Below are 12,547 nucleotides of genomic sequence, written 5' to 3'. Positions count from 1 at the left end.
TATCGTAGAAGCAAATGACAAAGAAAGTGAAAACCGGAAGAAATAAAAAATACAGACATTAACGACTAAACAATATCTATATGGGTTTATATACAAAAAATGGCCGGCCATTACAAGTTGTGAACGACAAGATATATAGCAAGTCTGGTAAAATTGTTGGGAGAATAAAAGGTAAAAATGTCTATGGAACGGATGGTGCGTATGTTGGTACAATTGTAAGTGAACGACTTCTTTACCGATCTACATACAGCGGAAGAAGGAGCTCCTCTTTTACTGCTGGCAACCGTATGGGAACTAGTAAGGCCAATCGGGTTAAATCAGCACTCTGGGGAGATGAACCCAATATTCCTGATTAATTGATTGTAACACGCATGTAAATATGGTTCTTTTGCGTAACCGCTACATAAATATACAGGCTACTCAAAATACTGATCTAATCCAGATAGTTCATCCTAAGGAATTATCAAAATCAGAGCAGGACTGCCTGGTTCGAGTACGGTGTCATCACAGATCTTGTATCTAAAAGACAATTTTTAATGGGAAATCCCCAAAAGCCATTTAATTATTTGTTAGCAGATTTTTTGCCTCGACCGGTAGATTATTATCCGTATATGGGAGATAAAATTGATCCCCCAAGGGAAGCGCCTTTTTTCAGGCCATTTGTAATATTTATCATGTTTGCAAAGCTTAAAGGCTTTGACTTTTGGGGTAAAGCAGATAAAAGGCTATGGACTATACCTATAACTTATAAGGGTATACCATTTAATCTTGCGGACACTAAATATGGTTTCAGATGGTACTGCGAGGAAAAGATCAATAAGGAAATAATAAATATTGCGCACGAAGCCATGCTGAAAATAGCCAAGGCTATTCCCCTGGCAGAAGCATTATTTCAACCGGAAGTTGAGAAATTAATGGGTGAAGGCAATGTTTCTCTTGAAAACAAGTACAAGGAGATTCACGGAAGATATTTATTTTTTAGAGCACTGGCCCACGAAAAATATATATCAGTCGAATCATATAATGCATTTTCAATTCAATTGGGCAAACCGAAGGTGGATTGGGAAAGAGCAATTAAAGAATTAGAAGCCGCTCAAAACTTTGCAGCTGCAATGATGGATGCTTACTTCTCTTTGCTTGAACATATTTTTGTTCTGATTGCTCCATTCATCACGCACCTGGATTGGCAATCGTTTGAATTAACTGAGCATATTGGCCATCGTTGGAAAGAAAAAATTAAAAAGTTGTTGCCGTTTGAGCCTGATAAGGAATTATCCCGAATACTTAACTCTCTCACAAAAATAAAAGAAGAACTTAGAAATCCGATGAACCACGGTTTCTTCTTAAAAGACGGACAGTCTTTTAGGGTACACCTGGACCATATTGGTGGAATCCCTATGCTTATGACAACTCGGGGAAAGCACTTAACCTACAATTTCAATCAAACATTTAAGGATCCTTTTTATGAGATCTGTCAGGCTTTTGACGTCTTTTTGGAGTATTTAGAGAAAAATGAAATCACAAAATACGGAATGCGCTTTTTGAAAAGCGAACTCTACGTGCTTTTCTCGCAGGACATTGTAACGCTTTATCGAGCAAGCATGACCTCCGATGAAGAATTCGGCGAACTTATTGATTACTTTCAGCACTTAGTAGACCAGAGAACGGACATGGACTATTAAAAGTGGCGCCCAATCGACAGACAAATGTATCGGCCTATAGTAGCCGCTAGCTGTTGACGCATTAGCGATGTGCTGGTATTCTGTCCGTCCGGTGCTGGTACTAATTAAAGATACAAAAGCTTATGATTTATTCTATGGCACGGCGTTATTCGTCTGCCATAACTGAAGTAGAGTAGCGAACAAAAGCTGAGAATATGTTTGTCGACCGCCATATTGCAATTCAATGTTACATGCACTTTTATTGTGTCATTCATTGATGATCTCTATTAATTCTTGGTCAGTGTAATTGTCTTTAATTCCCCCTTTAGTTTTTAAATATTCAAAGATTGTTTTGTCGTCAAAATTGTGAGCTTCTTTTATCCCTTTACTAATTGTTTTGATGTAGTTCTTGTTTGGTTTTGTAAAAGGCTGTAAGTCATTCTCATTTGTCAATGTAAAGATGGGATACTCATTTTGTCGACCTAAGTATAACAAGTTCCCGTACCACGATGGACGTTTAAGTATATAAGAGCTGTCATTAATTGCTTTATCGAAATCTATTGTTAATTCAGTTTTTGTATTTGTTTCTTGTCTAGCAATGTCAATTAACTGTCCTTTTGTTACCAGGTAAATTCTCCCAATTGTAGATGCTTGTGGCTCGAATAAGGTCCTGACAAATGCAACGCCACCATTGTCCCAATTGTTCGATTCTTTAGCAAAATAAAGTTCAGAAGAAATATAGAAATCTTCATTGTCAGCGGGCAGAGTTTTGTTTCTACAACCTTCGTAAGTTGTCTTTGCTCCTTTAGGTTGTCCCCCTTTAATATAACAAAGGAAACGTTCTTCTAAAATGTTTGAACCGTAACAAGCATACCAAACTTTGTCTTGTAGATTTGTCATAATGGTCGGTCTGAAAAAATAGCATGCAACGTTCAGGGCTTTGCGTTCGGCAGGGCATTTTGAAAACGCCCAGCCCGGAGCTGTAGCCGATGTAAGATACAAAAGTTGAGAATATATTCTGTTGCTCATCCGCTCATCCGTGTTCGGTCATCCTTGCACATAGCTTCGCCCCGTCAGCCACAGCATAGCAACTAATCAAAACCTGTTGGAAACTACAAAATGTTGGAGATCGTAATCAACCCCGGAAGAAGCAATGTTTAGTCGCTCTATTCTTAAAAAGGCAGATCTTCTGGATCGATAAAATCGCTTTGGTTAGTCATATTTTCCTTGGGTGAGCGATCTAAAGTAAGGAAATTGTGTAATGCCTTTAATTTTGTCAGCAATTCATCAAAAGTGATAATGTGTATATTTTTCGAATTCCCTCTAAAAAGCTCGAACGATTTCTGTTCATCAGGAGAGGTTAAAGATTTGCCCACTATTAGAATTCCTACAACAGAATAAGATTCCAGCTCATATTCCCTACTGGCTGCCTTAAGGGAATTTATCTCCTTTTGAAACATAAATATTTGGTCAAGTATTTGGTTGATTGCTCCTGTAATTTCGATAGACGGAGCAAACACACCACTCCTATACTCTTTTGTACTCATGAGCTTCGTTGTAGGCGTTTTTATTTCAACAATTGCCGCGTTATTGCTAATGCTATTTTTGACCAGGTAGTCGGCTATTTTGTCTCCCGATCCCGATATCTTACGTCCTCCTACAAATGCTTGGCCTTGAACTTTTACTATAGGGATTCCAAACGCCATATTAAGAATAAAAGGATTTTTATCAAATAGACTTTGCCAATGTGATTCTGATAAAGTTTTATTAAGCATGACTTCAAATCTCGCAATAAGCTCATCCAAAGTAACCAACTCAATATCGTTGCGAAGTTTTATGAGTTCACTTGGTTGCTCTTGAACAATTTTCTTGCCATTCATTCTAAGTACTTCCATAGCTTCCATTTGTTCTTTTTTGGTAGCTCCTCCAGGCATTAGTCGAGTCGATATACCAATCTTTCTAGCTATTTGCGCGCTATTTAATATTAAAGCAGATTCAGATTTTTCGTCTGCTAATAAACGTGCAAATAAGTCGTCTACAACATTTCTTTTTAAAGAGGCTGCTACTTTTTGTACTCGCTGGCCAATATTGTCAATAGCCCTACATAGTTCGTCCAAATCCGAACGCTTGATGAACGCTTTTTTTGCCCCAATGTCAATATCTGTTTTCCCTTTCCTGGTAATCCATAATTCTTTTATGTCAAAACTTTCCAAAATTGTTGCTATGTGCCTATAACTTTTTCTGAATCCTAATCCATAGTTATAATCTTCAAGAAATGCAGAAGGTAATACTCCTATCAAAAAATCGTCAATATCCACAGTCTTGGGAATATACTGGTTTTCCATGTCTACACTAATGATGACAAGATTGTAGTATTTGTTAGTCATTGGCTGCATGCCCCATACTTGGTAGGGATATAGAATTAAGCGCTTTTCTGTGTTATTTATGTCAAATATGGGTCTTTTATAGTTTTTCGGATCGGAAACGTAGGAAGGTAATGCCTCAATTGGAGGAGTAAAGAATGCTCGAAAGAAACCAGGCTTAATTTCATTAAATTCCAATTCCCCATTTGGTTGCACGGTGCGGGATGGATAAGGACGTGCCATAATTTCAATTTTTATTTATAAAAAAATTTAATATAAACAAGATACATGGATCCAAGTATTACTTGGCGCCGGATGTAATTCTGTTGTCCGTTCAAATTTGGAAATGCTGTGCAATGCTTTTTACAACCTTTAAGCTGCTTCTTATTAACCATAAAAATATCGTATCAAGAAAATAAGCATTCTCCACTTGTACTAAACGTTGAGAACCGTATCAACCCTCCAGCCAGCAGTCTCAAGCTGTTGAATATCATTTGCAGTAATACCATGACTTCTTATAGCAACGCTCAGAAAATGCGTGGGGCGCGACATAGCTACATACGCCATTTTTAATGTTTCTATAATTCTTTGCTGCTTTGTGGATATGGCCGGTCCCCGGCCAATCTTAAGATACGCTATTATCCTTTTTATGTCATCATCGAAATAGTAGGTCTCAAGGTAAAGTGTAGCAGTATGCGTTTCGCCTTTTACCGCGTGGATTGTATTGACATGTATCGGGATTTCTTTGCCAGTGTGTGCGGCTACTGCTCCATCGTAACTATGATTAATAATATTTCCGGTATTTTGCTGTAGGTTATTGTTTTTTGCTGATGGATTTTGATTGTTTAAAAAACTGTCAAACTCCCGGTTGGCTGTTATCCCAAACAAAGGGAAAAATTGCTGTGTAATGAATTCCCGCACGTCAACAGATGGGTCGCGGCCACACCTGATTTCCCGGATCCAGGAGATCATTCCAGAGCGAAGTTGATCATTGATGGTAGGGCTCAATTTAATTTTTCGTTCCAGCGCGGTTTTCGAATAGTAACCACCTGTGGGATGTTTGATGTCGCCCATTCGCAGTAACTTTACTAACACCAAGTAAATCCTGTCCATAAAATAGGACGTTCCCTGTTTTGTTACGATTTCTTCATCAGGGTTTGTGAAATATTCGTTTAGGTTATTGTACTCTGTTTTTGACGCTGTATTGATGAATGAATAATCTGGCCAATAAGATTTAATGCAGTTTTTTGTCTGCCCAGGCTGTTGTTCTTTTTCTTTTACCCATCCCACAGCTTTGCATGGACGATCAGTTGTAGTAATGCCTGATTCGATCACCAAATTTGCAAAGTGTGGGATCACACGCTGAATGTTTGCCTGTGTGTATAGAATTATATTGGGTTGAATGTTTGCCACTTGATGATTTCCTGCCATGTTCCTTGGTGTAACACAAACCCTGTCTATCTGGTTAGCTATTTGCGTTGAAAAGCGTTTGCTACCTGTTAATGGTAATGATTGCTGACCGATTGCCCATACCACCTGGCTTGATACTTTATTATATATAGCCTGGTTTTCATCACCGATTCGTTGAATGACCGTCTTCGCCGGGTTAAATATTTTACCTAGTAGTGATAACTGATGGGAGTCGGTATCCTGCATTTCATCAATAATGACCAGCGGAAATCTTTTTTGAATGAGTTTAGCTATCTGCGGTTGTTGGTCCAAATAATATTCTGCCAGTATGTATGCATCTTCAAAACTTAAAATGCCATCCTGCAGTATGCTCATCTTATACGAATAGATATCCTTGTAAGCCGAACCTTTGGTTTTAAAAACGGGATTCTCACCTAAACCGGTGAGAATATTATCAAAGTTGGAATTAAATTTAAACGATTGTAGCGCTGGGATAGGTTCTCTCATGCGACCTACCCAACCCTTGCCTGCCCCCCGCCAACTATTATATCTTTTTGCAACCACACTATCATGCCAATCTTTGTCTATTATTGCCGGTCGCTTCCCTGGAAACTTTACCATATAACCAGGTATAGCTAAGAATTTATTTACAAAACTCTGTATGGTGCCAAAATGATTCGGATAGTTAAATATATTGGCTTCCGTTAAACCCAATTTTCCCTTGATCTCATTAATGGCAACGTTGGTATGCGTTAATACACAAATTCCCTGGTTATTCTTAAACGGCATTTGTCGGGTTAGCAAGAGCAACTTTGCCAACATAACCGTGGTTTTACCGCTTCCTGGGCAGGCATTCACATCAATGGAATGCTGACATTGAATAATGTCTCTGCGCTGTTGATCAAACTTTTGCCCGGCTGGCAGCAATAATTCCTCAATTTTTGCAATATCGTCGTTAGTTATTGGCCTGAACATGCTCTGTTAAGTTTGGCTGTGTTGGATTAGCTTGTAATTGATTTAGTTGTTGAGTAGCCGGATTTTTAGGCGGCGCTATCAAGGTAAATGGTGCTGTGACATATTCAATGGCTTCTACAATATAACGGAAATAAGGATCAGCTAATAATTGAGCTTTAATACCTCCCCTTTTCTCTCTGTGCTCTAATTGTGAAGCGAAATATTGAGCTGTTATAGCTTTCAGGTTATTATCTGCTATGTATTTCCAAATATGCCTTGCTTTAACTTCATTAGCTGTACCGTGTACTGTCCAATCAGTAAACTGTTGAGTTGTGGTAGCTAGGATTTGTCTGTATTTATCTATTGTTACGCCATATTCATCGCTGTTTTTAAGCTTAGCGGCAGCTAAGGAAGCTAAATAAAGGTCCTTTTGGAAAGTCCCTAGCGCCAGATCATATTCCATCGTCTTGACAAGCGATATAAATGTTTTTACATGTTGGCCATCATACCTGGCTGCAATATTCTTTCTGTTTTGCTCAATTTGTTGCTGGGTTAATCCGGCGTCTAGGTTGATATCATTATCGGTAATACACGCCACAGGGATCTTCAGGAATTTATTGGCATCCTTCCGCTTAAATATTCTTGAATACCGGTTAAACGCAGTATTACCGATGTTGACAACAGATACGCCGTATTTAGTTAAATCTCTTCCGATTATCCGCGCAACTACTGGGATTAGGATATTTTCCGCATCTCCTTCCACTAATATTACCCCTTGGGCAAAAAAGAGGTTAGCTTTTGTTGCATCTAGAAAACGTTGCAAGAATGCATAATCTCCAACCCGCAACTCAGTATGCTCTGGTGCCATGGAATAGGCCCAACCATCTTTACAGAGAATCACGTTTGCTGTTGCTATTTTTGATGCTAGGTTGGGGCTATGGGATGTGATCAATAGCTGAACCTGATTGGCTCGGGCATCTTTTGATAAAAACTCGATCAAACGCAGTTGCGCCTGTGGATGAAGGTGTGCCTCGATTTCTTCGACAAGTGCTAGTTTGAGGCCTGTAAAATCCTTACCGGTTAACAATAGCAACTCAGCAGCTATAAACAACAGGTTATGGGAACCGAGGCCGCTATTACCTTGTTCGAGGATCAATTCAAGTTTTTCCAGGATGTTTTTTAGGGTTTGGGTGGAAATGCCAAAACCGGATTCGCGGTCATTTCCAAAAAAATCACAGAGCAACCGATTAATGGTATCGTTTATTTCCTTTCCTGGATGATCAGGGATCAAATTTCCCTGTGCGTCCAGCCCTTTAAAGTAGTTTTTGATTGCGGTATCCGCCTCAGTGGCCACAGCCATCAACGGGTGAGTTACCTTATCCTTAAACGCATCATGATTACCCAAAATTTGAGATAATCTAGAATTGCGTCGTGGCGATAACTCGGTCTCCGCATCTCTTAACGGTTTCAAATATGTAACCCTGATAAGGTCCCTGGCAATAGCTGCAAGTGTAGAACCTTCCTCATCTGCACCTGCCCGTACCTCATATGGTAAAACAACCGCGCCTTTGAGGGTTGCGTCAAGGGTCAATCGTAGATAGAATTCATCATTGCCATCCACTTTTCGTATAGACAGCCATTCCAGGAAGTTTTTGGCTTCATCATCTTTTAACCCGGCGAACCAGCATTCTATTTTGAGGTTTGCTGTAGGATAAAGGTTGGTGGTTGAATGAAAAAAGTCTTCAGCCTGTAAACGGAAATATTCATTACTTCGGGTAAGAGTAATTAATTTAATAGCATCTAGTATAGCGGTTTTCCCTGAATCATTTTCTCCTACCAATAAGTTAACCCCTTTCTGGAACTGAACATCAAGATCCGGTTGTCTATTTAAACTATTACCAGATCCATATTTTCTGAAATTCCATAGCTTAAGTCGCTCTAAGTACATAATACAATAGTTTAGGTTTTTACTTTAGTTAAGCGGGTAATGACAGGATGCTACATTGTGAAAAGAAAGGGACTTTGAAGGAGTCATGTATCTGTAAATAAATTGGTCTTACTTTTTAAAATCCAAAAAAAGATACTATAACGTTCATTCAATACGGCAATGTTCATCGTTAGTTGTTATTATGGTTATAAAAGCATTCAGGGAATCACAGTTGATCAATCTCACTGGATTTGTTCAATGGTCAACTAATATGGCAGATAACAGTAAATGCTCTTCGCTTTAATGTATACAACACGACGAGAGCAGATTTGACAGATAATTGGAATTAGCGGTGAATTTTACCCTGGATATAGGGTAGATAATACACGACACGGATTAGAGCTGCGTGCAAAAATATAAACAATAAATTGGTTTTTTAAAATGCTGCAAAGCAGCTGGGGTATAAAATTAGATAATTATTAATGCTATTGATAAATGATTATTAGTTCTTCAATGAAAATTGAGGTGAATAAGAAAGAAACTTATAAATCATAAAATTTTATGCTTAAATTTATTGTGCCTTCTAGTGACCAGATTAATCAACACAAAGGCATATGGGTAGCATTACATCCTAAACCGTATGAATCTATAACAGCTTCCTGGTTACATCTGTAGTATGTACAATTTCTCCTTCTATTTTCAAACAGCCAGCCTTCTCCATCTTTGTAACCGTATCCTTCACATCCGTTTCCGTTATTATACCGCTGTACTGCTGCACAATCGCCGCCATGAAGGTTGAGCCATTACTAACAAAGTTCACAAACCGTAATACAGCATCATCCCGATAGGTAAACTCATTCTTGAAATAGATTTTGAAACAATAATTCCCGGAAATGGCCTTGTCAACCATTTCAAGCGCCCACACTAATCTGTCAATTTTAGAATGATCTTCGTTTAACCGCTCTATCAATTCATATTTATTTCCCTTGTATTCGACAGTATGTCGTTTTATATTACTTTTAAATTTTTCAGGAAAATCTGGAGGAAATTCAGCTGATTTATAAACTGCCACTTTTTCATCAAGTGCCTGTTCAATTTTTTCTTTTATAATGGAAATATCCAGCTCATCAATGGTAACGATATCAACTAGTCTTTTCTCACGTCGGGCTTGCACTGTGTCATCAATGAATGGGGCTATGGGAAATCCGTCTAAAAAACTACTATAACCTAAATGATTATACTCTTCATCTTTTACCATGTACAAATTAACGCCATCATCATAAGGCTCGGCATTTTTTATTTTATTGTTGAATTCCCGCTTTAGATGACAACTATAACAAATTTCCTTTGGCAAGTAAGGGCTATCGGTAGGGATGATCATCTTAGCACAATCAGCACATTGAATGGCCAAATGCCGTTGCTCCCAACCAGGGCAATCATTATCCGGTTCTTTATCAGATGGAAAATAAAAGATCAATCCATATTTTTCATTGGCCATCTTGCCCCATTCTTTTGCAAGTTCAGCCTCAGGCCAGGGTGGTACGGTTCCATTGAACAACCTGATGTCTCCGCCCAGACTAATTGTACCTAAATACCTAACTTCTTTTTTAATAGAAAAGAGTTTTTTTATTATTACATGTAAATTCAAATACAAATACCATCCAGAGGTATCGCCATCCCACAATGCTTCCAGTACTGTTGGTTCTCCGCCAGCCATCCTGATGGCCTTATCAAGCGTTTCAAATGAGGTAATATTGATCATTGAAAAGAAATTGCTGTAAAATAGACATTTTACCAATAGCAAAAAACGTAGGCGTGAGCGGTATACAACAATGGTTTTGGGGTTAGCGCACTTGCTCCTGACAATCTTGGCCAGTAGAATGCATTGTAATTGCTCAGTAATTCCTATAAACAATAGAACAAGTTATACCATTTGAATAATATGTTTAATTCTATGAAATTCAACAAGATTTTTAAGGAAGCAGTTCGACAATCGTCCAGCTGGCCCGACTAAAAAATAAACCCTTCAGATCATTGGATTTGAAGGGTTTTTTAATTTGAATAATATCGAATCAATTCCTAAGTAAGGATGAAAAAAGTACTGATAGCAACCCGGTAATCTCATTTCCGGAACATCTCAATATCTGCGGTCAACTTCACCTCTTCGCCTACCACAATATCTCCCGCCTCATTCAGCAGGTGAAAATTTAAGCCAAAATCTTTTCGTCTGATTTTCCCAATCACCTCAAAGCCAGCCCTTTTTTCGCCAAACCGCCCCGTGCCTGCCCCTGTAAATAGTACATCCAACATTACGGGTTTTGTCGTATCCAGGATAGTCATATCTCCCACCAACTGATATTCTTCGCCACGCGGTACCAGCTTCCCGCTGAACATAATTCCCGGAAACCGTTTCACATCAAAGAACAAATCTGATTTCAAATGCTCATCCCGCTGTGCATTATTCGTATCAATTGTATTTACGTCTATACTAAAACATACCTTCGCCTGATCAAATACGTCTCCATCACTCACCATTTCCCCGCTAAAATCCTTAAATACACCACTTACATTAGCTATTCCAAGGTGCTTTACTTTAAACCCAATCTGTGAATGTCCAGCATCTATCTGCCATGTTATTGTTGCCATATTGTAATTTTCATCAAAATTACCTTCCGGCTTCCGCCCAATTTTTACCCTATGGTAAATAATCACCTGGTCGTTCTTATCCTGCTCAGGGATTGCTGTGTAATTCCTAAATACTTCGCCAAATCTCCCAGGCTAATCCGCTGAAGGATATGGTTATTCTCTGCTATAAACTGGTTATAACGCTCTGTTGCATTATCTTCCAGCATCTCACTGATTCGCCTCATCATCCTTGTAGTTGCTACCGATACCAACTTCCTAAAGAATGTCTCCATGCTATGATTACGCTTGCAAAGCTCCTCCAGGGTATCTGCATGTATCAGTGTAACAGTCGTCCGTTCCAGTGCCATCAGCGAATATTTGGATGGTTGGCGGTTGAGAAAGCTGTCAAATACCGAAAACACCCTGCCTTCTGAAAAGAAGCGCATAATGAATTCCTTATCCTCTCTGCTGAAAAATGATTTAGCCAGCCCTTCGTTTATGAAATACAAATACTTACAGGTATTACCTGCCTGTAATAAATACTCTCCTTTGTCAAATATTCTGGTAGTGGTGCTTTGCAGCAGCGTTGCTAAAACGTCTTCTTCCAGGGGAGAAAATTCCATGAAGTATTGATCTAAATCGGCCATAGGAAAAAGTAACAAAAATATCCGTAGCATTACAAAAAAAATTCCGAATTCAGGGAGTTTAATAAAATTAACGACCTTAACAAAAGCCTTGCAAATCTTTGAACGGGATTACGCCGACGATAAATGTATTGCCATTTTGTCATCTGAATTTAACGCTTACCCATCCTTATATATTCTTGATTTAGGCGTAAAGGTTTTGGTATTCCGCCTGGCTCCCGTCCTTTCCGCGTTCCCTCCCCTGGTGCCACTGCACTCCCTGTTAACCCTCTCTAATCCCCGACAATTGCCAATTAAATACGTTGCAATCGGCCGTTGCTTTGCGATAGTAAGAGCCTTCATAAAATAATTGCTGATATAAATATTATATCGTCTTATTGATTCTCTTTTGCTTTCTGAACTGCAAAATAGAACCGATAATGAACAGAATGAAAAGTAAAAAAAGGGTTTTCCCAATTAATGGGTCTTTAGGCCCATTTGCCAAAGGATGCCCCACCGGAATACGGTTAAAGGTTTCATTAACGGTCGGGATCAACGAGAGAAAAAAGCTGAACGTAAGCGAGAAGTTTTCGATAAAGCGGGAGCGATTGTTTCCCTGCTTTTTTACATGAAGAAAATAAGCCACCGATACCAATATCAATATCAGCAAAGCGAGGATGTGTCCTGGATTGAGACCTTTAACACTGGATAACCCTAATGCTGTTAATGAAGTAACCAACGTACAGTAAAAATAGATTTTACCTGTTAGTTTGCCCAGATTTATAGTACCGCTTTTAATTAGTGAAATGAATGCTGAAATAATAGCTACAATACCTATAACGGTATGAAAAATACCCAGATTTGATAGTCCCATATTATTAATTTTTAATTTTAATTCCTTAATTGATGACCCAAAATTGCAAAACAAAATAGGATCTTACTTTGTGGATTAGTTCAACTATTTGGTAATACAGTTCAAAATAA

10 protein-coding genes are annotated in these 12,547 nt (G+C 38.6%); 2 read left to right on the top strand and 8 right to left on the bottom strand.

What is annotated here, in order from left to right; genetic code table 11:
- The first annotated feature begins 80 nt into the window (after window positions 1–80).
- Window positions 81–356, top strand: coding sequence for a 4-fold beta flower protein (locus tag NIAKO_RS08700; protein ID WP_014218044.1), 276 nt, complete (start codon window positions 81–83; stop codon window positions 354–356).
- A 180-nt stretch (window positions 357–536) separates the two neighbouring features.
- Window positions 537–1,682 (top strand): hypothetical protein, encoded by a 1,146-nt coding sequence (locus NIAKO_RS08695; RefSeq protein ID WP_014218043.1) that lies wholly within the window; start codon window positions 537–539, stop codon window positions 1,680–1,682.
- Window positions 1,683–1,928: 246 nt separating this feature from the next.
- On the opposite strand, the gene NIAKO_RS08690 is transcribed toward NIAKO_RS08695, so the two are convergent.
- The 8 genes from NIAKO_RS08690 to NIAKO_RS08655 all read right to left on the bottom strand — a co-directional run bounded on the left by NIAKO_RS08690 (window position 1,929) and on the right by NIAKO_RS08655 (window position 12,437).
- A complete protein-coding gene (locus NIAKO_RS08690) occupies window positions 1,929–2,690 on the bottom strand; it encodes a hypothetical protein (protein WP_049815485.1) in 762 nt (253 codons plus the stop codon).
- A gap of 143 nt (window positions 2,691–2,833) precedes the next feature.
- Window positions 2,834–4,267: a Shedu immune nuclease family protein gene (locus tag NIAKO_RS08685; RefSeq protein ID WP_014218041.1), complete on the bottom strand. Its 1,434-nt coding sequence runs from the start codon at window positions 4,265–4,267 to the stop codon at window positions 2,834–2,836.
- Between the two features lie 192 nt (window positions 4,268–4,459).
- The gene (locus NIAKO_RS08680) at window positions 4,460–6,409 is read right to left on the bottom strand and encodes a UvrD-helicase domain-containing protein (RefSeq protein WP_014218040.1); all 1,950 of its coding nucleotides are present in this window, start codon (window positions 6,407–6,409) and stop codon (window positions 4,460–4,462) included.
- Window positions 6,390–8,336, bottom strand: a complete 1,947-nt coding sequence (locus NIAKO_RS08675) for an ATP-dependent nuclease (RefSeq protein ID WP_014218039.1) — start codon at window positions 8,334–8,336, stop codon at window positions 6,390–6,392. The genes NIAKO_RS08680 and NIAKO_RS08675 overlap by 20 nt, the downstream gene beginning before the upstream one ends.
- A 625-nt stretch (window positions 8,337–8,961) precedes the next feature.
- On the bottom strand, window positions 8,962–10,077 hold the full coding sequence (locus NIAKO_RS36535; RefSeq protein ID WP_014218037.1) for a hypothetical protein: 1,116 nt from the start codon (window positions 10,075–10,077) through the stop codon (window positions 8,962–8,964).
- Between the two features lie 359 nt (window positions 10,078–10,436).
- Complete coding sequence (locus NIAKO_RS08665) at window positions 10,437–10,961, bottom strand: YceI family protein (RefSeq protein ID WP_014218036.1); 525 nt, start codon at window positions 10,959–10,961, stop codon at window positions 10,437–10,439.
- 62 nt (window positions 10,962–11,023) lie between these two features.
- Window positions 11,024–11,587: a Crp/Fnr family transcriptional regulator gene (locus NIAKO_RS08660; RefSeq protein WP_014218035.1), complete on the bottom strand. Its 564-nt coding sequence runs from the start codon at window positions 11,585–11,587 to the stop codon at window positions 11,024–11,026.
- Window positions 11,588–11,948: 361 nt separating this feature from the next.
- On the bottom strand, window positions 11,949–12,437 hold the full coding sequence (locus NIAKO_RS08655; protein ID WP_014218034.1) for a hypothetical protein: 489 nt from the start codon (window positions 12,435–12,437) through the stop codon (window positions 11,949–11,951).
- Window positions 12,438–12,547 lie beyond the last annotated feature (110 nt).

The sequence above is a fragment of the Niastella koreensis GR20-10 genome, from assembly GCF_000246855.1.
GTDB classification, from domain to species: Bacteria; Bacteroidota; Bacteroidia; order Chitinophagales; family Chitinophagaceae; genus Niastella; species Niastella koreensis.
The sequence above is the reverse complement of the archived record's forward strand: the minus strand, read 5'-3'. Positions and strand labels throughout refer to the sequence as shown.